The sequence below is a fragment of the Yersinia massiliensis genome, assembly GCF_003048255.1.
Taxonomy (GTDB): Bacteria; Pseudomonadota; Gammaproteobacteria; order Enterobacterales; family Enterobacteriaceae; genus Yersinia; species Yersinia massiliensis_A.
Window position 1 is genome coordinate 1,646,208 of the sequence record NZ_CP028487.1, and the last position, 25,250, is coordinate 1,671,457.

Sequence of the window (25,250 nt, forward strand, 5' to 3'; positions counted from 1 at the left end):
TTAAGATAATTCTTAGCTTGGCAATATAGCCAGCAATGAAAAGTGTTATTTTGATTTTTTGTCGTGTTTAGAACTCATCAGTTCAATGACCTCATCGTCCAGGGTGAAGAATAAAATCTCAAGAGAAGTCTAATCAATTCTCTGGGTTTTACCGTGCATGCACGTTGAAAGGCACATGATTCATTTGCTGCTCAATCATTCACCAGAAGGACTCAACTTATGTTGTTCAACTTCAGCTCATCTCATGCGTCTCCACGGGCAGAGCTAGCATCGATTGATAATGCTGTTCCAATGATAATCTTTAAGCCAGATGGCACGGTGAAACACGCTAATACACTCTTTTTACAGGCAATGGGTTATCAACAAAATGAGGTGATCGGCAAGCATCATAAATTATTTTGTGATCCACAATATGTACTCAGTGAACCTTATCGCCGCCACTGGAAATTGCTCAATGAGGGGCGTCCCATCACCGATAATATTAAGCGGATACGTAAAGACGGCAGCATTATTTGGTTGCAGGGGACGTATACACCGGTATTAGATAACCAAGGGCGTGTCGTCGAAATAATTAAAATAGCCCATGACGTGACTGAACGAATACTGCAATCTCAAGAGCACCAAAGTTTACTGGAAGCGCTTAACCGTTCGATGGGGATGATTACGTTCTCCCCTCAAGGCATTATTTTAGCGGCAAACGATAATCTGCTGCGTGTTATTGGTTATTCACTCGCAGATATTCAGCATAAATCCCATCAGATGTTATGTACGCCTGAATTTGCCCACTCGGATGATTATTATCAGCATTGGCAACGTCTGGCGCGCGGTGAATTTATTCTCGGGCGCTTTGAACGCGTAAACAGTCGTGGCCAACGTGTCTGGCTGGAGGCCAGTTATAACCCGATTATGGATAATGAAGGGCAGGTGTTTAAAGTGGTGAAAATTGCTCAGGACATTACGCAACTGATGTTGCAACAAGAGCATGAAGAAAACCTGATCCGTAATGTACACCACCTCTCACTTTCGACGGACCGTTCTGCCTCACAAGGCGCTGAAATTGTTCAGCAAGCCGTTCGCGGCATGCAAGAAGTCGAGTCGATAGCGCGTGAAACGTCAGATGTGGTCAGCGATTTAGGTCGATGCTCGCAAGAGATCGGTACGATTGTCGAAGCTATCCGTAAAATCTCTTCACAAACGAATCTACTGGCTATCAATGCCTCGATTGAAGCGGCTCATGCGGGTGAGCATGGAAAGGGCTTTTCTGTCGTCGCCAGCGAGGTGCGCTTGCTGGCAGAGCATTCACGTAAGGCGGCGACAGAGATAGAGCAGATGACTAAGACCATTCAGCACGGCGTAATGGCGGCCATCAAAGGGATGGGAACCTGTGTTGAGCAAGCAGGTGGCGGGGTGACACTGACACAAGATGCGGGTGAGGTGATCAATCAGGTCAACATTGGTATGCAGGATGTAGTGAAACTAATGACAGCTTTTGCTCAGGTTAAAAATCAGCAAACACCTCTGTAAGCTATTCTGCATAAAAAAACGGGCGGGGATCTAAGATGCCCGCCCGTTTTATTTTAGATTAACGTTAAACCGCGTATCAGGAAACGTGTTGCAGGAATTCCCGTAAACGTTCACTTGGCGGGTTAGTGATCAAACTATCTGGCTCACCATCTTGCGCCACTCGGCCTTTATCGATAAAGATCAGGCGCGATGCCACTTTTTGGGCAAAGCCCACTTCGTGCGTAACGATAACCATGGTCATGCCTTCTTCGGCCAGATCTTTCATTACGGTCAACACTTCATGGCGTAATTCAGGGTCCAGCGCAGAGGTTGGTTCATCAAACAGCATCAGTTTTGGCTTAACGGCCAGCGCACGAGCGATCGCCACTCGTTGCTGTTGACCACCGGATAATTCTGCTGGGAAATGATGAGCGCGATCGGCTAGGCCAACTTTGGTCAATAGTTCCATCGCCAGCTTATTGGCGGCATCTTTAGACGCCCCACGAACGCGGATAGGGCCAAAAGCCACGTTTTCCAGCGCAGTAAGATGTGGGAACAGATAAAATTGCTGGAACACCATTCCCGCTTCTTGGCGAATGAGGCGTTCGTCAACTTTAGGGTCATTCACATCTAGACCATCGACGATTAGTTGCCCACTGGTAATGACTTCCAGCTTATTGATACAACGCAGCAAAGTCGATTTACCTGAGCCGGAAGGACCAATAATCACCACCACTTCTCCCTTGGTGATGTTCAGATTGATGTCATGGAGCACCTGGGTTTTGCCAAAGTGTTTGGAGACGTTTTTAAATTCAATCATATTATTTTCAGCTTTCTTTCTAACCGGCGCAGAACAAAGCTCAGAGCCAAGGTGATTATCAGGTAGATCACCGCGACCGCACTCCATATTTCCATGGCGCGGAAGTTACCGGCGATAATTTCCTGACCCTGACGAGTCAGTTCTGCCACACCAATCACGATAAACAGTGAGGTATCTTTGATACTGACAATCCACTGGTTACCTAATGGTGGCAGCATGCGGCGCAGAGCCAGCGGGGCAATCACATAACGTAAGGTGTCACGCTTGGATAACCCCAGCGCCAGACCGGCCTCACGGAACCCGTTGTGGATTGACAGCACGGCACCACGGGTGATTTCCGCGATATAAGCGCCTGAGTTAATGATGATCGTCACAACGGCGGCTGAGAAAGGATCGATGCGCACTGGCATCATCATCGGCAAGGCAAAGTAGATAAACATCACCTGCACCACAATCGGCGTGCCACGGATCAGCTCAATAAAGACTAATGCGATATTCCGGCTTAACCAACCTCCATAGGCACGGGCAAAACCGGCTATAACCCCAATTATCAGGCCGCCAAGCAACCCTAGGACCGAAATCCATAGGGTTAACTTGGCGCCTTCAAGCAGGATTGGGATGGCGGGCCAAATAGCGCTCCATTCAAACTGCATGGATATTCTCCTGGTCTAAAAACGGCAAAAATGAATTACTTAGGTTCTACGCCGAACCATTTTTTATAAATTGCAGCGTAAGTGCCGTCTTCTTTCAGAGATTTCAGAGCTACGTTAACTTTGTCACGCAGTTCGCTGCCTTGTGGGAAAGCAACACCGTATTGCTGTGCTTTGATAGAATCACCCACTGCTTTGAACTGGCCATTACCGGCAGTTTTGATGAAGTACAGGATGTTTGGTGTGTCATGCAAAACAGCATCAGCACGGCCAGTGCCTAACTCCAAATAGGCGTTATCGATATTCGGGAATTGACGTAGGTCTTTGGTTTTGATGTTGGCTTTAGCGTAATCGACAGAGCCAGTACCGCTTTTAACGGCGACCACTTTGTCTTTCAGATCAGCTTCGCTTTTGATGTCGTTGTTGTCTGCTTTCACCATGACCAGCAGGCCGCTGTTGTAATAGCCGTCAGAGAAATCGACCGCTTTTTTACGTTCATCGGTGATAGTGATACCCGCCAGTGCCAGATCAACGTTTTTGGTTTGCAGCGCAGGAATGATGCCACTGAAATCCATCGGTTTCAGGGTATATTTCAGATCCAGTTTTTTCGCGATGGCATCCCATAAATCGATATCAAAACCAACGTATTTATCCCCTTGTTTGAATTCAAATGGGACGAAAGCGGTATCTGTAGCAACAATCAATTCTTTTTCTGCGGCGTGGGAGCTAACGGCAAAGGCCAGCGCAAGTGCGGCCAATGAAACTTTGACAAGTGACTTCATAAGTGGGAGTTCCTTTGTGCTTTTGTGGACGTACCTTTTGCATCGACGCTGCAGTTAAACTGCAACACCAATTACTTGGGGCAAAGAGATCCATTTTTATATTTCAGGGAGCAATATGAAAAGATCGTGCCAGAAATGCAAGTTATTTAAAAATATGGCTTTTACCCTAAGTACTTAGCCTGAAACTAATGAGTTAGCGTTGATTGCACCATGCTGGCCCACCAAAATGGTGCGATAATCTCATTATGGTGCAATGGGCTATATATTTACTTATTATTAACTCTGCAATCAAGAATAAACAATCGATAAACAACATCGATGTAACAATATTGTTAACTGCATCGAGTTTTTGCATGAAAAAAGTGCAGGGTAGGGATGTGGACTGCGGGGGTTATCTGAGTTGACTATCTTTACTGCCGCGGCGGTTATAGCCGGCATGGCTGGCTTGATGCTTATCTAATTCGGTTTGGCAGGCGAGACAATACTTAACACCCGCCAATGCGTTACGGCGCGCTTCGGGGATTTCTTGCCCGCATTCGAGACAATAATTTTCACTCTTACCTTTGCCGAGCGCCTGTCTGGCACGTTGCACGGCGTCTTCAAGGGTCGAGTCAATTTGATCTTGTACTGCGCCGTCTCCAGCCCATCCACTTGCCATATAACCTCCGTTCAGAGGGCCGGTTGACCGACCCTCTATGACGTTATTATTCAAATTGCAGGTGCATTTAATCAAATACGACGATTACTCAATATTGGCTTCGAGGAACCACAAGAATTTATCCAAATCGCGTGAAGCGGCAGTGAACATATCTGCGCTGGCTTCATCATCAACTTCTGTAATCGCTTTGCGAATAAAGTTAGCGACGACGCCATAACGGTCTGCTAACTCTTTGAGATGTTCTTGGACACTATGGATATTAGTGGGGTAGCTTCTCAGTGGTGTTTTATCCGTCACCAACTGTGCAGTACCCAGTGCTACGCCACCTAATTGTACCGCGCGTTCTGCAAAGGTATCCAAATGGTCGTTAATGGCGGTACGGAAGCCATCAAGCATTTCATGGACCGCGATAAAATTACCGCCGCGCATATTCCAGTGAGCCTGTTTGGTGATCAGCGACAGATCGATAAACTGAATAACCAATTGGTTTAAGAGCTTAATCGTCAGTGCTTTTGCATGCTCATCGACATCATTACGGGTATAGATGAGTTCGGAAGATTTTGCTTTGACCAGTTTTGCTGTACTCATAATAGGTATCCCTTTATTGAGTTGATTACCAATTTCTTCACCGCAATAAGTATAACAAAGATATTTAATTTTGCAGTTTAGATATTGCCTATCAATTAAATAGTTGAATGCTGAAAGTATTTTGAAGTGTAATTTTATGTTTCGTATATAAAATAATTTCAATTGAATGTTATGGCTAATTGATAATGACTATCGCTGTGATTTATATCTGTTTTTTATTTCAACTTTTGATGGGGTGTCTAGCTGGATATTTCTCAGCAACCAAAGGTTGAAATATTGTTAACGTATAAGTTGATTGAGTAGAAAGTCAGTTTTAATAAAAATGAATAACAAATAAATAATTCTTACGCAGGACTATTTTATTGTTGTTTTATCAATGCGATATACCGGCCTCATTTATTGGCCGGTATATATTGTGGGATTATGCTCGGGCGTGAGCGATGATAAATAAGCGTGGAAATGCCAGCAAGCGCTGGCCATCGATGAGGGCTGGATAGGCAGCATCAATGATGGACAGATAATCTTGCAGGAAATCCACTTGCATCGCTTCCGGAAGCGGGTCCAAAAATGGGCGCAAGCCGGTGGATCGTAACCAGTCAACAATCGCTTGGGCAGAGGGCATCGGATGATAGTAGGTGGTGCGCCATATATTCACTCGTTCCCCATGAGGCGCTAACAAATCATAGTATTGAGTCGCGCTGAGTACTTTTGCCCGTACCGCGCCCGCCTCTTGCAATGTTTGCTGCCAAGGCCCATTTTCTGCGACTTTGCGCATGGCGCGGTGACTGGGTTCATCCAAGTTATCCGGCATCTGAACAGCCAGTACACCGTTGGGCGCTAGTTGAGAAAGCAAATGCGGAAACAGTTGTGAATGGTCCGTTAGCCACTGCAATGAGGCATTGGCGTAGATAAGATCCTGTGGTTCAGAAGGTTGCCATTGGCGAATATCTGCTTCAAGAAAGTCACAATGAGGAAGGCGTTTTTGCGCACTGGCTAACATGGTGGCCGAGTTATCAACCCCCACCAGTTGAGCGTCAGGAAAACGCTGATAAAGCAATTCGGTGGAGTTGCCTGGCCCGCATCCTAAGTCACTAATGTAACGTGGTGCGGCGAGATCAATCTGAGCTAACAGATCGTGAGCAGGGCGAGTACGTTCTGCTTCAAATTGACGATATAAGTCAGGATTCCAGTCTTTCATGCAGGGCCTCCGAGGCAAAAACTCAGAAATACAACGGGATGGCGCGGTTTACACCGCGACCGCACCCAATAACACTCATCTGTTACAAATTCTGTATTGGGCCGCTAAACAGCACTGACCCTGTTGGCTGACCCGTTGGGGAGCCGCCGTGCGGTTCAAGGCTAATGGCCAGCAGCGAATGACCGTCGAGTTGATTTTCAGCTAACTGCAATTGGGTCGGGCCACTGGCATTGAGTAGCCCAAGAGATTGCGGTTTTTTACCGTCAGGAATACGCCATAATTCGAGGCTATTGTTGTGACTGACCTCAATGGGATTCAGTGGTGTTAAGGTCAAGTGACGGGTTGATTTTTCTAGACTAACGACCCATTGGCTACTTTGCTGGCTATTAGACAGTACCGCAACAGGGATGGCGCTTGGCGGTTCTACCAATAGGCGCGGAATGATTAAAACAGCCGCTAAGCATGCGGCTATCGCCCAGCCTGCATACAGCCAACGATGACGATTGATGTGGCGCACGTTAATCGGCGGTAATTCCAACACTAAGCGTTTCCAGACGCGTTCTGGTGGGGCCAAGGGGGCCAACCGATTATCGAGTTGAGTGAACAAGCTCTGCCAACTGGCAACATCTGCCGCCAGTCGAGGATCACGGCGAACCCTGCGTTCAAAACGCATTCGGGCCAATCCGCGCAGGGGGCCGAGTGCATACTCTGCGGCTAATGCTGAGTCATATTCACGTCTGTTTTTCATAAGCCTACACAGTCCTTTAGGTGGTCCAGTGCACGACGAATCCAGCTTTTTATCGTACCAAGGGGTTGTTGTAAATGAACCGATATTTCCCCATGAGAAAGCCCTTGATAATAGGCCAGCATAATACTTTGGCGTTGATCCGCAGGGAGATGCGTTAAACAGTCTGCCAGTTGTTTAGCCTCGCTGTCTTGCTGCAATTGCGCCAACGGTGTCAGCCTGTTGTCCGTCAGCATCTCGGTTTCATCGTCATCGAGTGCTTGTAAGCGGTTATCGCTGCCGCGCATCAAATCTATTGCTCGGTTACGGACAATGTGTGTCAACCAAGTCAGTGGCGCACTGAGTTGCGCGTTGTAATTATCCGCCCGATTCCAGACAGTGAGAAAGCTGTCATGTAGAACTTCTTCTGCACGGGCGTGGCTACGTAGCATTCGCACAGCTACGGCGAATAATCGGGGGGAGGTTAGACGGTAAAGCTGTTCAAACGCGGACTGATCGCCTTTAGCAATGGCCTCGATCAGTCCGACTTGTTGTTCCAAAGAACATTCATTCATGCGCCAATCCCTAAAAAATCCGTCAGGTGCAGTAAGACACTGCACCCAGTATAGACGGGATTTATTTAGGCATCAGGACAGTATCAATTACATCGATCACACCATTTTTCTGTTGTACATCATAGGTGCTGATGTTGGCGACGTTTCCTTTACCATCTTTTAACTGAATATTGTGTGGGCCATTATTCATAATCCAGAGTGATTGGCCGTTAACGGTTTTCAGTTCCGCAGTTCCGCCACCTGCTTTGATTTTACTTTGCAGCTGTTTCATATCGTACTTACCCGGGACGACGTGATAGGTCAGGATCTGGGTGAGCATGGCTTTATTTTCTGGTTTGACCAAACTTTCAACCGTACCGGCGGGCAATTTTGCGAAGGCGGCATCGGTGGGCGCAAACACGGTAAAGGGCCCTGGACCTTGTAGGGTATCAACCAACCCCGCAGCTTTGACGGCTGCCACTAATGTGGTGTGATCTTTTGAATTCACCGCATTCTCAATAATGTTTTTGCTTGGGAACATGGATGCACCACCGACCATGACGGTTTCGGACATCATCGCGGCCATAGAAACACTGCTGAATACCAAGGAAGCACAGATAGCGGTACGAATAAGCGTTTTCATAATGTATTCCTTTTGAGCGGGTTGTGGTGAAGTCTTGCCTCACATCTACCTATACGAACCAACCTGTGGTTTTGGATGCACAGAAAACGAAAAATAATGATAAAAAAACGCCAACCCGCGAAATCACTGGGCTGGCGTGCAATAAGTTAAATCAAAATATTCTGCTTTGGGCGGGATCATCGGATGTTAGTCTGAACTTGGCACCAATACCCGATGCATGACGTAAGCATCGACATAACCTAATTGGCGGTGATTAAACGCGGCAGGTAGCGTGGCGATGATCTTGAAACCGAGCTTTTGCCATAACGCCACTGCCAGCGTATTGGTGCTGACCACAAAGTTAAACTGCATGGCTCGGTAGCCCAATGCGGTGGCCTGTTCAATGCAATGCAGGCCGAGTGCTTTGCCTATCCCCAAACCTCGCGCTTGCCCATCCACCATAAAGGAAGCATTAGCCACATGAGCGCCAAGGTCACGTTGGTTATTGATGAGTTTATACATGCCCACAATACGTTGTTGGTGCACGGCAACAAAACAACGCACACCCGCACCAAACCAGTAATCATAAGCATCTTGCTTGGGTGTGTCAGGGCTGAACACATAGGTATCACCGCCACTGACAATGGTCTGAAATAGTGGCCATATTTCAGTAAAATCTGCCGGTGTTGCTGCTCTAATTTCCACTCAATGCCCCTATTTAAGTAATGCTATCAAGCTTTGGCTTAGGCCTGATGGTCAACGTTGCACCGATAGATGCACAGATGATTGATGCCAATGCCAGCCATTGAATCAACGTCAGATGCTCATTCAAAAACACTAATCCTGAAATTGCCGCTAATGCAGGCTCCAGACTCATTAATGTGCCGAATGTTCGTGTCGGGAGGTTGGTTAATGCCACCATCTCGAGTGAGTAGGGCAAGGCTGTAGACAAAATCGCGACGGCCAGAGCAACCGGTAAAATAGCAGGGGAGAACAGCGCCATACCGTTATAAGCCACCCCAATCGGGCAGAACACTAGGGCGGCAATCAGTGAGCCAACCGCAACTGTCCCTGGCCCGTGGTCGCCACCGGCTTTTTGCCCGGAAACGATGTAAAGCGCCCAGCAGACACCCGCACCCAATGCACAAGCCGCGCCGAATAAATCGATGGTGCCAATGTTATGCCCCAATGGCAGTAGGAACCACAGCCCTAGAACGGCTAGCCCGACCCAGATAAAGTCAACTGGGCGGCGAGATGACAGCATTGCCAAGGCCAATGGGCCAGTGAATTCCAATGCGACAGCAATGCCTAGCGGTACCGTTTTCAGTGACAGGTAAAAGAGAAAGTTCATTCCACCGAGCGTCACCCCATAAATAAGCAGGGGCAAACGACTGCCCGCTTCAAATTTCATCCGCCAAGGCTTAAAAATGACAAACAGAATGAGTGTACCGATACCGAGTCGCAAAGAGGTTATCCCCTGTGCGCCAACCAGCGGGAACAAGCTTTTTGCCAATGACGCGCCACTTTGGATGGAGATCATGGCGACTATCAACAGCAAAATAGGGACTAACGGAATTGAATGTTTGGATGGGGGAGACAAAGACATCCTTTTGAGCCTCAAAAATAAGTATTAGGTTTTCGTCTTTGCCAGTGTAAATGAAATGTCAGGGGAGTGTTTAAAAATCGCCAATCCGTTATCAAAAATAAAAAAGGGCGACGATTTCTCTCGTGGCGCTGTTTTTTAACGCTATTTTTGATGTTTATTTGAGCTGGAAAATTAAGAATAGTCTGGAATGGATTTTAGTGATGGGTATCACAATAAGGTGTAGGATAGCCGGAAATCGTAAGCGTATTAGTAAGATGGAAGATACTTGAAATTCTTTGTTACACCAAATAAATGATTAGACAATCATTAGTAGGCAGAGTTTCAAACTGTTTATTGTTATAATTTCATGGTGTTTTTGTTTCATCTATATTTTTGCGTCTTTCGAGGTGGTTATGAATAAAATGACATGTCTTTCAGCGGTAGCAGCTTGTGTATTAGCAGTGACTGCAGGTTCAGCATTTGCAGGTCAAAGCACCGTTTCTGGTGGTTATGCCCAGAGCGATTACCAAGGTGTTGCAAACAAATCTTCAGGCTTCAACCTGAAATACCGTTACGAGTGGAGCGATTCCCAACTGGGCTACATCACCTCTTTCACTCACACTGAGAAAAGCAGCTTTGGTGACAGCGCATCTGTTTACAACAAAGCACAATACAACGCGATCACCGCAGGTCCTGCTTACCGTATCAACGATTGGGCAAGCGTTTATGGTTTAGTCGGTGTGGGTTATGGTCGCTTCACTCAGAACTTCCCAACGGCTAACTCAGACAAAAACAGCACCAGCGATTACGGCTTCACCTATGGCGCAGGTATGCAGTTTAACCCAATGCAAAACGTTGCTTTGGACGTCTCTTACGAGCAGAGCCGTATCCGTAATGTTGACATCGGTACTTGGGTTGCTGGCGTAGGTTACACTTTCTAAGTATTACTTAGGATGATCAGCACTCATCTTTAACGATGAATGACTAGATTGCATAAAATCCGCTCTAGGGCGGATTTTTTTCGTTTGTGGATAAGAGAACCTTGTAAGGGCTTTGAGCTCTGCCACAACTTCATTGAGTTTAATGGCAATGGTGCTGATTATTTGACCGTATTTGCTGCATCGGCAATCAAGGCAATGATCTGCTGCGGATGCGATAGGTGCGAGCAGTGACTAGCAGCCAACTCAATCACTTTTTGCGCTTGAATTCGCTCGGCAAATCCACGTTGTATTTCAACAGGTAACATTCTGTCTTCCGTTGAAATCTGATACCAACAAGGCTTCACTCGCCAAGCTGGCTGGGCTGATTTATCCGTATAAGCCCGTGCCGCTAACGGTTTTTGCGATAACGCTAGGACTATTGCTTCGCTTTCATCAATATCTTGGCACATGCTCTCGTGGAATTTATCGGTATCTACCCACAAAAAGCCATTATCATCAGGGCGAATGTATGCTGCCCCAATGGGGGATGGGCGAAATGCGCCAGAAAGGCTTGATAGACTTTCACCCGCATCCGGTGCGAACGCGGCAAGATACACCATGCCTACCACATTTTGCAGGTGCCCGACCTGAGTAATAACCATACCGCCATAAGCATGGCCCACTAGTAGGGTAGGGCCATATAACGCAGTCGTGAGTTTGATTGTACGTTCTACATCATCCGCGAGTGATGTCAGGGGATTTTGAATAGCGATAACCCGGTGACCCATCGCATGTAGCGCGGGGATAATATGTCGCCATTGTGAACCATCAGCCCACGCGCCATGCACTAATAGGATATTAAGCTTAGCCGCCATATTCCCCCCTAAACAGGTATTAGCCAAAACACTGGATAATATCGTTCTGTAGAAAATGCATTTTTGACGAATAACAACTTCTACTCATTTACGATGTCGTTTCTTTTTTCTAATCTCACTTGTATGTTATGAGAATAAATAAAGTCTGTTATGAAGTATCAGTATAAAATTTTGCTGGTGGATGGCTTTAGGATAAAGATGAAAATAAAACATGTATTAATGCTATAAAGCGGCAAATTGGCGATATAAAATATCTCGTAACATAGCCAGTGAAACTTAAAGCAAGTAAAAACAATAGATTAAAAAGCTTTTCTATTGATAGTAAAAGCGCAATTTACTGGTAAAAATTGAATAATATGACAAACTACTTTTAACGCTGATTGAGTCTCACACTCCTTGTTGTGATTTCTATCTGAAGCCGAATATTAAATAACAAATAATAGGTTGTAATAAAAACAGTTGCTTGCATTAGAAACAAACAATGATAACCAAAATAATAGGGTGTAATCATGACGACACAGAGTGCAGCGGCTCCACTTATGCTACATGACACCAAGCTTGAACAGCAGATTTTACGGCGATCGATTTTTTTCACTTTATTTATCGCCACCATGGGGATCGTTTTCGGCATTGTTTGTGGTTCGATGTCGATTATCTTTGATGGCATGTTCTCCGCGTTAGATGCTGGTATGTGCAGCTTATCCTTGTTGGTTTCGCGATTGTTAGGTCAACCGAATAGCCGCCGCTTCCAATATGGCTTTTGGCATGTTGAACCGCTGGTTCTGGCATTTAATGGCAGTTTATTGGCTTTTCTCTGTTTGTATGCATTTGTTAATGCTATCAAAGGTATTATCGATGGCGGTCGTGAATTAGAACTTGGCTGGGCAATTGTTTATGCTCTAGTCGTCAGTATTTTCTGTTTTACAGTATTTTTAAAACAGCGCCGCTTAAATAAGCGTGTTAAGTCTGAACTTATTGCACTGGATACCAAAAGCTGGTTGATGTCAGCCTGTATTAGTTCTGCTTTATTGGTGGCATTTTTGCTTTCTTGGAGCATGGAAGGCACGCGCTATGAGCATTTGATTGTCTATACTGACCCTAGCGTATTAGCCCTGTTAACGCTGATATTGATACCTGTCCCAATAAAAACGGTCATTTCTGCTGTGCGTGAAGTATTGCAAATGACACCAGATACATTAGATACCTCCATGGAAAATTTGATGGATAGGCTAATGGAAAAATATCAATTTGTTGATTACTCGCATTACGCTACTCGCATTGGTCGAGGCTTATTTGTTGAAATTCATGTTGTTATTCCACCTGAAATGGAAAATAGCGGGGTTCTTTATTTTGACAAGATACGTGATGAGATCTCCCATGCAATTGGTGATTCAGGTCCCCATCGCTGGTTAACTATCTCCTTTACCCGTGATGCTAAATGGTTATAACCCAATAGAAATAACCTAATTTAAATTAACTAATGGAGGTCGTGATTGTGATGGATAAAAAAGTGGCTATGAATAAAGTCGTGGCTAAGCGCCAAGTCAAGCTGGCCCCGATTGAGTCACCCGCACGATTTGAAGCCGTATCTAAGGTCGCCATTAGCGATAGCACTATTGCCGCTCGCCAAGCCAAACTCATTAACAACATGTCCCAAGCGGGTATCGACTATTTATTTGTTTATGCCGATAAAGAGCATGGCGGCAACTTTGAATATTTAGCGGGGTTTATTCCTCGATTTGAAGAAGCAGCGATAGTGTTACATGCTACAGGTGAGATTTATCTGTTGTTGGGTAATGAAAACCTAAAGTTATCGCAATATGCACGAGTGAAAAATACGGGGATACATGTCCCCTATTTTTCACTGCCGAATCAACCGATGGGGAACAGTAAAACCTTGGCTGAATTGTTGGCAGAAACGGGTATTCAGCAAGCTAAAAAGGTCGGGGTAGTCGGGTGGAAACTCTTCACCAGTAAGCTGGATGATAATAGCCAGTTATTTGATATTCCGCATTTTATGCTAGATGCCATAAAACAATCTGTTTCATCCACCACTGCGGTCATTAATGCCACCGCGCTATTTATAGGGAGTGAGACTGCGGCCAGAGTGACCAATAATGCGAATGAATTGGCGCACTATGAATATGGCGCAAATCTCGCATCGAATTGCATTCTTAATGCGCTAGCTGCTGTAGAAGTGGGTAAAACGGAAAAACAACTTGGCAGTTATCTGGCTGATGAAGGTCAACCGAATACGGTTGTCATGATTGCCGCAACCGGTGCCCGTTTTGAACAGGCGAATCTGTATCCCAGTGATAAAACAGTACAACTTGGCGATAAGCTCTCGTTGACCACTGGGTTTAAAGGCGGCTTGAGCAGCCGAACGGGTTATGTTGTTCACCAAGCTGATGAATTGCCTGCGGCGGAAAGAGATTATCTCGACAAAGTGGCGATTCCTTATTACACCACGGTGGTCGCTTGGTTGGAAAACATCCGCATTGGGATGTTGGGCCAAGAGATGTATGCATTGGTTGAAAGGGTATTCCCTCAATCGCAATATCATTGGTCGTTAAATCCGGGCCACTTAGTCGCCGATGAAGAGTGGCTATGTTCGCCGATTTATCGTGGCTCTAATGAGAAAATCAGCAGTGGCATGTTATTCCAAATTGACATTATTCCTTCGGTGAAAGGTTACGCTGGGGTGAGTGCGGAAGAGTGTATTGCGCTCGCTGATGAGCCGCTACGTCAAGAACTTGCGGCGCATTATCCTGAGGTGTGGCAACGAATAATGCATCGCCGGCATTATATTTCTAATGTGCTGAATATTCGTCTTAGCGAAGAAGTGTTACCGATGTCTAATACCGTGGGTTATCTACGGCCTTACTTATTGGATAAGTACAGTGCATTACAATGCGTGATTGAGGTATAGCACTGATAGCTTAGGCGTTAATTAGGATGACTCTAGGGGCGATTTCGCCCCTTTTAACGTCCCAGAACAGGGTTGTTATCCTCGTGTATTTTCAGATTTAAGCCCCTGCTGAGATTTCGTGCAAAACTGGAGGCGATACTCTTGCCATCTTGTGGCATAATGCGCGCCGAATCACATTTTCTATCATTCTTGAATATCCCTATTCAGTAATACAATCGAGAGCGAGCTCTGTGCTAAGTACTAACAATATCACCATGCAATTCGGCAGCAAGCCGCTGTTTGAAAACATTTCAGTCAAATTCGGCGGCGGTAATCGCTACGGTCTGATTGGCGCAAATGGCTGTGGTAAATCCACATTCATGAAAATCCTTGGTGGCGATTTGGCGCCAAGTGGTGGCAACGTCTTCCTTGATCCAAATGAGCGCTTGGGTAAATTGCGTCAGGATCAATTCGCCTTTGAAAACAACACTGTGCTGGACACCGTTATTATGGGTCACGGCGAGTTGTGGGAAGTCAAAGAAGAGCGTGACCGTATTTACGGCTTGCCTGAGATGAGCGAAGAAGACGGCTACAAAGTGGCTGATCTGGAAGTTGCCTATGGTGAGATGGATGGCTACAGCGCAGAAGCCCGTGCGGGTGAATTGCTGCTCGGTGTGGGTATTCCGGTTGAACAACATTATGGTTTGATGAGCGAAATCGCCCCCGGCTTTAAATTGCGTGTATTGCTGGCGCAGGCGTTGTTCTCAGACCCAGAGATTTTGTTACTCGACGAACCGACCAACAACTTGGATATCGATACTATCCGTTGGTTGGAGCAAGTTCTGAATGAACGTAGCAGCACCATGATCATCATTTCCCATGACCGTCACTTCCTGAATATGGTGTGCACACACATGGCGGATTTGGATTACGGTGAATTGCGTGTTTATCCGGGTAACTATGATGAGTACATGACGGCTGCGACTCAAGCGCGTGAGCGTCTGTTGTCCGATAATGCGAAGAAAAAAGCCCAGATCTCTGAGCTACAATCTTTCGTTAGCCGCTTTAGTGCCAACGCCTCTAAATCAAAACAGGCCACGTCGCGCGCCCGTCAGATTGATAAAATTCAGCTTGATGAAGTTAAAGCTTCTAGCCGCCAGAACCCGTTTATCCGCTTTGATCAGGATAAAAAATTGTTCCGTAATGCGCTGGAAGTTGAATTACTGACCAAAGGTTTTGATGACGGCCCATTGTTTAAAAAACTGGATCTGCGCTTAGAAGTTGGCGAGAAAGTGGCGATTCTTGGGCCGAACGGTATCGGTAAATCGACACTGCTGAAAACGCTGGTCGGGGACTACGAAGCAGACTCTGGTACGGTGAAATGGTCTGAAAACAGCAAAGTGGGTTACTACGCACAGGATCACGCCAGTGATTTTGAAATTGACCTGACTGTTTTTGACTGGATGAGCCAGTGGAAACAAGAAAAAGACGACGAGCAGGCTGTGCGCAGTGTGTTGGGTCGTTTGCTGTTTAGCCAAGACGATATCAAGAAAAAAGTTCAGGTCTTGTCGGGTGGTGAAAAAGGGCGGATGTTGTTTGGTAAGCTGATGATGCAGCGTCCTAACATTCTGGTTATGGATGAACCAACCAACCACTTGGACATGGAATCTATTGAAGCCCTTAACATGGCATTGGAAATGTACGAAGGGACATTAATCTTCGTTTCTCATGACCGTGAGTTCGTCAGTTCATTGGCGAGCCGAGTGCTTGAAATGACCCCAACTAAGGTGATCGACTTCACCGGTAACTACGAAGATTATCTGCGTAGCCAAGGTATTCAGTCCTGATTATCTGATGGTGTCAAAATAAAGAAAGCTGATGCATGGCATCAGCTTTTTTTTCGCCTCAAATTCGGCTAAGCCTTGCTGCAAACCTTTTAAGCATGGCTGCAAACTTCGCAGTGGGCATCTTTTGCCAGTTTTAAACTGCGAAACTCTGCCGTCATAGCGTCATACATCAATATTCGCCCTGAAATGACCTGACCATAATTGGCCAATAATTTGATGGCTTCCATTGCTTGTAAATTACCAATAATCCCAACCAACGGGGCCATCACTCCCGCTTCGACGCAGGTCAGGGCATTTTCACCAAACAACCGACTAAGGCAGCGATAACAGGGTTGATTCTCCTGATAGGTAAAGACGCTGACTTGCCCCTCCATGCGAATCGCGGCACCTGATACCAGTGGTTTGCGTTGTGCATAGCACAAGCGGTTCAACTGCTCACGGCTGGCAATATTATCGGTGCAATCCAGCACGAGATTGTGTTCCGTGATAGCAGCGGCGAGTTGTTCATCCTCTAGCTGAGCATCAATGGTGGTTAGCGTCAGATGGGGATTCAAATCTGGCAAAGCTAACGCCGCAGAGGCGACCTTAGACATCCCAATCCGATTATCACGGTGCAAAATTTGCCGTTGCAAGTTAGAGAGAGAGACCGTATCAAAATCCAGTAAGGTGAGATGCCCCACGCCAGCCACGGCTAGATATTGTGCGGCGGCGCAGCCAAGGCCGCCTAAGCCCACGATCAATACTTTCGCCGCGTTAAGCTTTTCCTGCCCGTCAAAGTCAAACCCCCGCAGGACGATTTGCCGGTTGTACCGCAGAGCCTGTGCATCGGAAAGTTCAGGCAACATTTAGCCCCCTAGCAACGCGTTAAATAACTCTATCTCAACGGTTTCACCGATCTCTACCGAACCACGTTCTCGCTCAAGTACGATGAAACAATTGCCTTGGCTAAATGAGCTGAAAATATGGGAGCCTTGATGGCCGGTGGTGCGGACTTCCAGCTCGCCTTTGGCGTTGGACGCGAAAATGCCACGTTGGAAATCCAAACGGCCAGGGGATTTTTTCAATTTCGTCATGGCAGTGGCTTTCAGGCGTAGCGGTGGTTGCCATTGAGAGTGGCCCGACAGTTTGGCAATCAGAGGTTGTACGAGCTGATAGAAGGTGAGGGCAGCAGAGACTGGATTACCGGGTAAGCCGCAGAACCAAGCGTGGGCCAATTTGCCAAAGGCGAAAGGTTTACCGGGCTTAATGGCTAATTTCCAGAAGCCGATATCGCCGAGTTCTTCTAGCATTTGTTTGGTGTAATCCGCTTCACCAACAGAAACGCCGCCGCTACTTATCACGAGATCTGCCACGCTATCTGCTTGCTCAAAGGCTTTGCGCAAAGCGTGTTGATCATCAGGGATAACGCCCAGATCGATGATTTGGCAGCCCAGTTGTTGCAGCATCAAACGCACGGCAAAACGGTTAGTATCGTAAATCTGACCTTCGCCCAACGGCTGACCGATAGCCTGCAATTCATCACCGGTTGAGAAAATAGCGACTTTCAACGCGCGAAAAACAGTCACGTCGGCAATCCCCAATGATGCCAACAAGGGAAGCTGTGCCGTGCCAAGCTTTACGCCAGCAGGGAACACCGCAGCACCTTGTTGAATATCTTCTCCGGCTAAACGGATGTTTTGCCCGATACGCACGCTGCCATTAAATGTGACACCCTGTTCACTCACCGCCGCCTGCTCTTGCATGATGACGGCATCAGCGCCAGTCGGGATCGGGGCGCCGGTCATGATTCGAATACAGGTATTGGCAGGCCAAATATCGTTAAAGGGGGCACCGGCAAAAGACTTACCAGCCACCGGTAAAGGCAGTCCGCTGCTAAGCTCATTACTGCGCACCGCATAACCATCCATGGCCGAATTGGCGAAAGGGGGAACAGCAATGGGGGACGTAATAGCACTGGCAGTGATACGTCCGGCAGCATCGGTTAACGGGATGAATTCTGTTGTTTGTAATGGCGTGACCTGCGACAGCATTGTAGTCAGTGCTTGTTCCAGAGAGATTAAATCCGAGGTATTACAGTGATCCATGCTGAACTCCGTGGTCTATGTGCACCCTAACGAAGAGGTATTGTGGATGCAGAATTACCTATCAAGTAAGGTGGCTATTATGGCAGAGATTGCAAGGTGGGTGAATGGATGAAGGCCACAGACTGGGACTGTATTGGTCGGTGCTAGGCTTTTTTATGAGTGTTTATTGTTGGCTGACGAAATAGGGGAAAAAATATGGACTATCAAAAAATTCTTAATTTTTGGTTCAGTGAAATGGACTCAGCATTGTGGTTCAAAAAGGATGACGATTTTGATGCCCATTTGCGTCAGCATTTTGGCTCAGTCTGGCAGGCTGCATCCAAGGGCGAACTGGCGAATTGGCGGCAAAAGATAGAAGGGCGCTTAGCGGAAATATTGGTACTCGACCAGTTCAGCCGGAATATGTTCCGTGATCTTCCCGCTTCCTTCTCCTGCGATGGTATGGCATTGGTGCTGGCTCAAGAGGCTATCAGCAGCGGTCAGACGGGGCAGCTAACAGATACACAACGTGGTTTTCTCTATATGCCATTTATGCACTCGGAATCCCCATTCATTCATCAACAAGCGCTGGTGCTTTATACCGAACTAGGCAATGAGCTTCAACTTGATTATGAGTTGCGCCATAAAGCGATTATTGATCGTTTCGGCCGTTATCCGCACCGCAATCATATTCTTGGTCGGGTATCCAGCGCTGAGGAACAGGCATTTCTATTACAACCGGGCTCAGCGTTTTAGGTCTAAGTCTTAAACGCAATAATTGACCAGTGAAGCTCAAACACTGGTCAATTATTATCGATGCATTATTGTCTCTGATTGTTTTATCTGCGTTCAACCTCACAGAAATACATCTGCCATACATAAGTGCTGCAAAAATTATCTCTTTGAGATCACAAGTAAATATAAGTATTTTCCTAAACTGTGAAACCAGAGATAACGTCAATTGAAACAATATTACTACCAATATATAACAATATGACAATACATAAAGAATGTTCATGTGGGTGTGAACATTCAACAAGATGATGGATACATCAACATGGCAGAAACAACATCAATCGAAGCAGTTTCGACAGAAAATTCAGCACAATCAGCGCGTTTGACAGAGAGCGCAGATACTCGGCAGAGAATTCGCGCAATTGTTGGGGCTTCTTCTGGTAACTTAGTTGAATGGTTTGATTTTTATATTTATTCATTCTGCGCCCTCTATTTCGCCCCATTATTTTTCCCCAGTGATAATCCCACCACGCAATTAGTGCAAACCGCAGGTGTTTTTGCCGCCGGTTTTTTAATGCGACCAATAGGGGGTTGGCTATTTGGGTATATTGCGGATAAACATGGCCGTAAACTCTCCATGTTGATTTCCGTTTATATGATGTGCGCAGGCTCATTGATGATTGCTTGCCTGCCTACCTATGCTTCCATCGGTAATTTGGCCCCTATCTTGCTGCTAGTGGCTCGCTTATTCCAAGGGTTGTCCGTTGGGGGGGAATACGGCACCAGTGCAACCTATATGAGTGAAGTGGCAGTGAAAGGGCGGAAGGGTTTTTACGCCTCATTCCAATACGTCACATTGATTGGGGGGCAATTACTGGCTTTATTAGTGCTCGTTATTTTACAGCAAACTTTGCCATCAGATGTTCTGCATAGCTGGGGTTGGCGTATTCCGTTTGTACTGGGCGCATTATTGGCGGTGGTGGCACTTTATTTGCGCCGTTCGTTGAATGAAACCTCTGATGAAAAGACGCGTAATAAGAAAGATGCTGGTAGCTTAAAAGGACTGTGGAAGAATCGCCGCGCATTTATCATGGTGCTAGGTTTTACTGCGGGTGGGTCACTCTCTTTTTATACCTACACCACTTATATGCAAAAGTATTTGGTTAATACTGCCGGAATGGATGTAAAAACAGCCAGTTTAGTGATGACGGCTGCGCTCTTTATTTTCATGATTATGCAGCCATTATTTGGTGCGTTGTCCGATCGAATTAGCCGCCGCACTTCCATGCTTATTTTTGGTCTGTTATCGATGCTGCTAACGGTGCCTATTTTGCATGCATTGAAAGGCGTGACCAGCCCTTATATTGCTTTTGCGTTGATTGTAACGGCACTGATTATACTGAGTTTCTACACCTCAATTGGTGGGTTACTTAAAGCTGAAATGTTCCCGCCGGAAGTGAGAGCGTTAGGGGTCGGCTTATCCTATGCTGTCGCAAATGCCATGTTTGGTGGCAGCGCTGAATATGTGGCACTGTCTCTCAAGTCGTTTGATCTGGAAAATAGCTTCTTTTGGTATGTCTCAGCCATGTGTTTCCTCACCTTCTTAGTGTCTTTACGGTTACATCGTAAAGGGCAAGAGGTCGATTTATAGGAACAGTAAAATATATCAGCCCTGAAACAAGATGAGTGTGGTTTAGGGGCTGAGTATTAATTCATTCTACAATCAACCGCAATTCGCCATTTATTAGCCCATATCACTCATTAAATAACGCATAAAAAAAGCCCCCGTAGGGGCTTGAGATAGCATTAATTGAGAGTGACGTTTTTAATTAATGTTATGCGTGCAAATACTCTGCATGGAAACGTAGATGATCTTCAATAAAGGTCGCGATGGTGAAATAGCTATGGTCATAACCGGGTTGAATCCGAAGCGTCAGTGGCCAATCACGCTGACGTGCCAATTCGGCTAATTTTGCTGGCTGTAACTGCTCTGCGAGGAACTGATCACCATCACCTTGATCGACCAACATCGGCAGCGGAATTTGTGCATGAGTCAGTAAATGGCAACTGTCATATTGCAGCCATTGGCTTTCGTCCGCGCCCAAATAGGCCGCAAAAGCTTTGCGGCCCCAAGGCACTTGGCATGGATTAACGATTGGCGCGAAGGCTGATGCTGACTGATATTGCTGGGGGTTACGCAATGCCAACATCAATGCACCATGACCCCCCATTGAATGCCCGCAGATAGATTGACGATCACTGACACTAAAATGCTCGCGGATTAAGGCGGGCAATTCTTGGCTGATATAGTCGTACATCCGAAAATGCGTCGACCAAGGCGCTTGCGTTGCATTCAGATAGAACCCCGCGCCTTGCCCCAAATCATAGCCTTCATCGTTCGGCACATCCTCACCGCGCGGGCTGGTATCAGGCATCACTAGCACAATACCCAGTTCAGCAGCAATCCGCTGTGCGCCCGCTTTTAACGTGAAGTTTTCATCATTACATGTCAGCCCTGACAGCCAATACAGTACTGGCGGTGGGTTATCATCCCGTGGTGGTGGCAGATAGATGCTGAACGTCATATTGCAATTCAGGCTGCTAGCGGCATGGCGATAGCGTTGCTGCCATCCACCAAACATCCGGTGCTCTTCGAGAAGTTCAAGTGACATATTCATGCGGCGTCTGCCTCCTTGGTCGACTTATTTTATGAAGTACGATTTTATAAAGTATGATTTTATGAATGACGATCTTGCGAAGATTGATCGAAATGAATCACGGTACGAATAGATTTACCTTCATGCATCAAGTCAAAAGCTTCATTGATTTGATCCAAGCCCATTGTATGGGTGATGAAATCGTTCAATGCGAATTTGCCATCCAGATATTGCTGCACGATACCCGGCAATTCTGAGCGGCCCTTGACGCCACCAAAGGCAGAACCACGCCAAACTCGGCCTGTCACCAGTTGGAATGGACGTGTTGAGATCTCTTCACCGGCACCGGCGACACCAATGATCACGGATTCGCCCCAGCCTTTGTGGCAACACTCAAGTGCAGAGCGCATGACATTGACGTTACCAATGCATTCGAAGGAGAAATCAACCCCGCCATCGGTCAGCTCGACAATCACATCTTGGATAGGTTTATCATAGTCTTTCGGGTTGATCAGGTCAGTCGCGCCGAGTTTGCGGGCCAGCTCGAATTTACTGGTATTCAGATCGATGCCGATAATACGGCTCGCGCCGGCCATTTGTGCGCCAATCACCGCCGAAAGACCGATGCCACCTAAACCGAAGATAGCGACAGTGTCACCAGGCTTCACTTTGGCGGTATTGATCACTGCACCCATACCAGTCGTGACGCCGCAACCCAGCAAACAAACTTCTTCTAATGGCGCTTCTTTATTGATTTTTGCCAATGATATTTCTGGCACAACGGTCAACTCAGAGAACGTAGAGGTGCCCATATAATGGAAGATGGGTTGGCCATTTTTTGAGAAGCGAGTCGTGCCATCTGGCATCAAGCCTTTGCCTTGTGTGCTACGGATCGCCTGACATAAATTGGTTTTCCCTGAGCGACAGAATTTACACTCGCCGCATTCAGGCGTGTACAGAGGGATCACGTGATCACCTACTGCCACGCTGGTAACGCCTTCGCCAATCGCTTCAACAATCCCGCCGCCTTCATGGCCCAAAATAGCTGGGAATACCCCCTCAGGATCTTTACCCGATAGGGTGTAAGCGTCAGTGTGGCAAACCCCACTGGCGACAATCCGTACAAGCACTTCGCCTTTCTGTGGTGGCATCAAATCCACTTCTTCAACGGATAGTGGCTGGTTTGGCCCCCATGCGACAGCGGCGCGGGTTTTAATCATCTCCATGGTGTTGCTCCTATAGCTTCTTCGTGATGAGTGTTATATAAATATATTCTTTATGTATCATATATGTTGCATTGGATTTTTGACTGAGTCGCAACATTTTCTTGTATAGATTATGACCGGAAAATGCAGTGCCGTGCGCTTAATCATCAATATCAAATTGCTCGATGATCAACTCTTTTAGCGCGCGGACATTGGGACTAAAGGCGTCTTTACGCCAGATGAGCCAAGTGGCTGTATCGGCAATCTCGCTGGGTAATGGATGCACTCGCACCCGCTCATGGCCGGGCAACAGTGCCAAGACGGAATGTGGTATCAGTGCCAATCCAGCACCGCTGGCGACACACGCCAGCATGGCATGGTAGGACTGAATCTCCATGATAGGCCCCGGTAAGATACCGGCTTGATGGAACCAGCCTTCTAAGCGTAGCCGGTATGAACAACTGGTGCGAAAGGCAAACAATGTCTCATCAACCGCATCGCGGGCTTGCCGAATAGGCGGGTGATCCAAACATGAAATCAGCACCAGTTGCTCTTCGAAGGAGCGACAGCCGTGTAGTTCATCGTGTTGGACTGGGCCATCAACCAGCGCCGTTGCTAATGTCCCCGCACGGACTTGCTCAATGATTTCGCCTGACGTGCCGGTGGTGAGTGACAGCGTGACGTTGGGAAAGCGTTGATGATAAGCCGCCAGCAAACTAGGCAAGCGGGTGGCGGCCGTGCTTTCCATCGATCCGATGGGGAAGTTACCGGCAGGTTCGCCAGCATGGGTAACACGCATCGCTTCATCGCTCAATGCCAGAATCCGGTGGGCATAACACAGAAAGTTATGTCCCATTGGAGAAAGGCGTAGGCGCTGTTTTTCACGGATAAACAGATCCGCACCTAACTCAATTTCGAGTTGGCGCAGGCGAGTGGTGAGATTTGAAGGTACGCGGTGCATCTGCTCCGCTGCTCGAGCAACGGAACCGGTTTCTGCCACGCAACAAAACATGCGTAGCTGGGTCAGATCCATAATTATTCTCTTTTCGTGATGAACTTGGTAATTATTATTCATTTTTTGTGATTCTAATGCTCAGGCATGATATTGGCAACTTTCTTTTAACCCACTGGCAGATTTCTCAACTGACAGCGCAACAAATAGGTGAGATGAATGGCTTTAAGAATTGCACTAAGTGGCTTTCTGGCCTTAGTGGTCGCCATGGGCATTGGACGCTTTGCTTTTACGCCGCAAGTGCCATTGATGATTGCAGAACATCAATTCACATTGACGGGTGCGGGGTTGGTTGCCGCCTTTAATTATCTGGGCTACTTATTTGGTGCCTTTGACGCCATGCGTGCCAGCCGTCATGTGGAACGGCGCTTATGGCTGGGGCTCTGGGGAGCAGTGGCGCTCACACTGCTCTCGGCAGTCGTTGAAGGCGCGTGGTGGCATGGCATTGTTCGCTTTGCGATTGGTTGGGCCAGTGGTTGGTCAATGGTGCTGATCGCGGCATGGACCAATGAACGCTTGGCGCATTATGGTCGCCCAGCGCTCAGCGCTGCGGTCTTTGCTGGACCAGGGGCCGGTATCTTCATCAGCGGTATGCTAGCCGTGCTGATTCATAGCTATGGGTTATCTGCAGCGCAAGCGTGGACAGTGTATGGCACATTGGCGCTGATTATTATTGCCGCGATAAGTATCAATCTGCCACGTGGCGGTGAATTACATCGCCCACACATTGCAGCAGTGCCATTGACCTTAACACCGGCGCTAAAACGCTTGGTGTGGAGTTACAGTTTGGCTGGGTTTGGCTATATTCTACCGGCGACTTTTCTATCACAGATGGCGACTGCTCGTTTCCCTGATAGTCTGTTTGCTCAATTTGTTTGGCCGGTATTCGGTGGGGCGGCGGTTATCGGCATCACCATTGGCATTTTGACTCGTCATTGCCTAACCTCACAGACACGCCTAGCGTTGACGTTATGGATTCAGGCACTTGGCGTGCTCTGTGCTGAGTTAGTCCCTGGTGTTAGCGGGCTGGCTCTGGGGGCATTATTGACCGGCGGTGGGTTCCTCAGTGTGGTGCAGCTTTCATTGCAGCATGGCCGTGAACTCGCGCCCGATCATACGCGCTATATGGCGGGACTCCTTACCACGGGTTATGCCATCGGGCAGTTAGTTGGCCCGATATTATCGGCGATTTCGACGACGCTCACCCATCGGTTGGAACCCGCACTTTATGTGGCGGTTGTCGCGCTGATCGTTGCAGGCGCGCTGGTGATTAAAACGCCAGCCCGCGCTCGAGAAGGGGTGGTGGAGCAATCAGTTTAAAGGCGTGAGCTGAAGCTCTATATC

General features: G+C 47.2%; 25 protein-coding genes. 8 read left to right on the plus strand and 17 right to left on the minus strand.

From position 1 onward, the window contains the following. The first annotated feature begins 219 nt into the window (after window positions 1-219). A complete protein-coding gene (locus DA391_RS07535; protein ID WP_050079955.1) occupies window positions 220-1,524 on the plus strand; it encodes a methyl-accepting chemotaxis protein in 1,305 nt (434 codons plus the stop codon). A 76-nt stretch (window positions 1,525-1,600) separates the two neighbouring features. On the opposite strand, the gene glnQ is transcribed toward DA391_RS07535, so the two are convergent. The 11 genes from glnQ to rhtA form a co-directional block, all read right to left on the minus strand. Next, window positions 1,601-2,323, minus strand: coding sequence for a glutamine ABC transporter ATP-binding protein GlnQ (gene glnQ, locus DA391_RS07540; RefSeq protein WP_019210606.1), 723 nt, complete (start codon window positions 2,321-2,323; stop codon window positions 1,601-1,603). Beyond that, a complete protein-coding gene (gene glnP, locus DA391_RS07545; RefSeq protein ID WP_004709093.1) occupies window positions 2,320-2,976 on the minus strand; it encodes a glutamine ABC transporter permease GlnP in 657 nt (218 codons plus the stop codon). Before glnP ends, glnQ begins: the two co-directional genes overlap by 4 nt. A 35-nt stretch (window positions 2,977-3,011) precedes the next feature. After that, complete coding sequence (gene glnH / locus DA391_RS07550) at window positions 3,012-3,755, minus strand: glutamine ABC transporter substrate-binding protein GlnH (protein ID WP_019210605.1); 744 nt, start codon at window positions 3,753-3,755, stop codon at window positions 3,012-3,014. Between the two features lie 391 nt (window positions 3,756-4,146). Further along, window positions 4,147-4,413, minus strand: coding sequence for a DksA/TraR family C4-type zinc finger protein (locus DA391_RS07555; protein ID WP_050079954.1), 267 nt, complete (start codon window positions 4,411-4,413; stop codon window positions 4,147-4,149). A gap of 84 nt (window positions 4,414-4,497) precedes the next feature. After that, window positions 4,498-5,001 carry a DNA starvation/stationary phase protection protein Dps gene (gene dps / locus DA391_RS07560; RefSeq protein WP_050079953.1) on the minus strand — a complete coding sequence of 168 codons (504 nt, stop codon included), beginning with the start codon at window positions 4,999-5,001 and terminating at the stop codon, window positions 4,498-4,500. Window positions 5,002-5,422: 421 nt separating this feature from the next. Next, the gene (gene tam, locus DA391_RS07565; RefSeq protein WP_057649862.1) at window positions 5,423-6,199 is read right to left on the minus strand and encodes a trans-aconitate 2-methyltransferase; all 777 of its coding nucleotides are present in this window, start codon (window positions 6,197-6,199) and stop codon (window positions 5,423-5,425) included. Between the two features lie 82 nt (window positions 6,200-6,281). Further along, window positions 6,282-6,947, minus strand: a complete 666-nt coding sequence (locus tag DA391_RS07570; protein WP_108087506.1) for an anti-sigma factor — start codon at window positions 6,945-6,947, stop codon at window positions 6,282-6,284. Continuing rightward, window positions 6,944-7,498, minus strand: a complete 555-nt coding sequence (locus DA391_RS07575; RefSeq protein WP_019210599.1) for an RNA polymerase sigma factor — start codon at window positions 7,496-7,498, stop codon at window positions 6,944-6,946. The genes DA391_RS07570 and DA391_RS07575 overlap by 4 nt, the downstream gene beginning before the upstream one ends. Before the next feature lie 61 nt (window positions 7,499-7,559). Continuing rightward, complete coding sequence (locus tag DA391_RS07580) at window positions 7,560-8,120, minus strand: fasciclin domain-containing protein (protein ID WP_050079949.1); 561 nt, start codon at window positions 8,118-8,120, stop codon at window positions 7,560-7,562. A gap of 186 nt (window positions 8,121-8,306) precedes the next feature. Further along, window positions 8,307-8,804 carry a GNAT family N-acetyltransferase gene (locus DA391_RS07585; RefSeq protein ID WP_050079947.1) on the minus strand — a complete coding sequence of 166 codons (498 nt, stop codon included), beginning with the start codon at window positions 8,802-8,804 and terminating at the stop codon, window positions 8,307-8,309. A 13-nt stretch (window positions 8,805-8,817) separates the two neighbouring features. Then, window positions 8,818-9,705, minus strand: coding sequence for a threonine/homoserine exporter RhtA (rhtA, locus tag DA391_RS07590; protein ID WP_050079946.1), 888 nt, complete (start codon window positions 9,703-9,705; stop codon window positions 8,818-8,820). A 392-nt stretch (window positions 9,706-10,097) separates the two neighbouring features. Here rhtA and ompX point away from each other — a divergent pair, with 392 nt between their 5' ends. Next, window positions 10,098-10,625, plus strand: a complete 528-nt coding sequence (gene ompX, locus DA391_RS07600) for an outer membrane protein OmpX (protein ID WP_042806560.1) — start codon at window positions 10,098-10,100, stop codon at window positions 10,623-10,625. Window positions 10,626-10,783: 158 nt separating this feature from the next. Here the strand turns inward: ompX and DA391_RS07605 are convergent, their stop codons facing one another. After that, window positions 10,784-11,479, minus strand: coding sequence for an alpha/beta fold hydrolase (locus DA391_RS07605; protein WP_057649864.1), 696 nt, complete (start codon window positions 11,477-11,479; stop codon window positions 10,784-10,786). A 509-nt stretch (window positions 11,480-11,988) separates the two neighbouring features. Between DA391_RS07605 and DA391_RS07610 the strand changes: the two genes are divergently transcribed. The 3 genes from DA391_RS07610 (at window position 11,989) to DA391_RS07620 (ending at window position 16,234) form a co-directional block, all read left to right on the plus strand. Then, entirely contained in the window at window positions 11,989-12,927 is a 939-nt protein-coding gene (locus DA391_RS07610; protein ID WP_050079944.1) for a cation diffusion facilitator family transporter, read from the plus strand. A gap of 68 nt (window positions 12,928-12,995) precedes the next feature. Beyond that, window positions 12,996-14,408, plus strand: a complete 1,413-nt coding sequence (locus DA391_RS07615; RefSeq protein WP_057644975.1) for an aminopeptidase P family protein — start codon at window positions 12,996-12,998, stop codon at window positions 14,406-14,408. Between the two features lie 230 nt (window positions 14,409-14,638). After that, window positions 14,639-16,234, plus strand: a complete 1,596-nt coding sequence (locus DA391_RS07620) for an ABC-F family ATPase (RefSeq protein ID WP_072085289.1) — start codon at window positions 14,639-14,641, stop codon at window positions 16,232-16,234. Window positions 16,235-16,323: 89 nt separating this feature from the next. On the opposite strand, the gene moeB is transcribed toward DA391_RS07620, so the two are convergent. Then, window positions 16,324-17,079 carry a molybdopterin-synthase adenylyltransferase MoeB gene (gene moeB / locus DA391_RS07625; protein WP_167398166.1) on the minus strand — a complete coding sequence of 252 codons (756 nt, stop codon included), beginning with the start codon at window positions 17,077-17,079 and terminating at the stop codon, window positions 16,324-16,326. Next, window positions 17,080-18,318, minus strand: coding sequence for a molybdopterin molybdotransferase MoeA (gene moeA, locus DA391_RS07630; RefSeq protein ID WP_108087507.1), 1,239 nt, complete (start codon window positions 18,316-18,318; stop codon window positions 17,080-17,082). A 195-nt stretch (window positions 18,319-18,513) separates the two neighbouring features. Between moeA and DA391_RS07635 the strand changes: the two genes are divergently transcribed. Next, window positions 18,514-19,053, plus strand: coding sequence for a DUF924 family protein (locus DA391_RS07635; RefSeq protein ID WP_050079932.1), 540 nt, complete (start codon window positions 18,514-18,516; stop codon window positions 19,051-19,053). A gap of 301 nt (window positions 19,054-19,354) precedes the next feature. Next, on the plus strand, window positions 19,355-20,683 hold the full coding sequence (locus DA391_RS07640; protein WP_050080122.1) for an MFS family transporter: 1,329 nt from the start codon (window positions 19,355-19,357) through the stop codon (window positions 20,681-20,683). 184 nt (window positions 20,684-20,867) lie between these two features. Here DA391_RS07640 and fghA read toward each other — a convergent pair whose 3' ends face one another. From fghA to ptrR, 3 genes are all read right to left on the minus strand, one after another. Further along, on the minus strand, window positions 20,868-21,710 hold the full coding sequence (gene fghA, locus DA391_RS07645) for an S-formylglutathione hydrolase (RefSeq protein ID WP_050872750.1): 843 nt from the start codon (window positions 21,708-21,710) through the stop codon (window positions 20,868-20,870). 59 nt (window positions 21,711-21,769) lie between these two features. Beyond that, a complete protein-coding gene (locus DA391_RS07650; protein WP_049606494.1) occupies window positions 21,770-22,915 on the minus strand; it encodes an S-(hydroxymethyl)glutathione dehydrogenase/class III alcohol dehydrogenase in 1,146 nt (381 codons plus the stop codon). A 139-nt stretch (window positions 22,916-23,054) separates the two neighbouring features. Next, a complete protein-coding gene (ptrR, locus tag DA391_RS07655; protein ID WP_050079929.1) occupies window positions 23,055-23,927 on the minus strand; it encodes a putrescine utilization regulator PtrR in 873 nt (290 codons plus the stop codon). 138 nt (window positions 23,928-24,065) lie between these two features. Here ptrR and DA391_RS07660 point away from each other — a divergent pair, with 138 nt between their 5' ends. After that, a complete protein-coding gene (locus DA391_RS07660) occupies window positions 24,066-25,226 on the plus strand; it encodes a YbfB/YjiJ family MFS transporter (protein ID WP_050079928.1) in 1,161 nt (386 codons plus the stop codon). The last annotated feature ends 24 nt before the right edge of the window (window positions 25,227-25,250 follow it).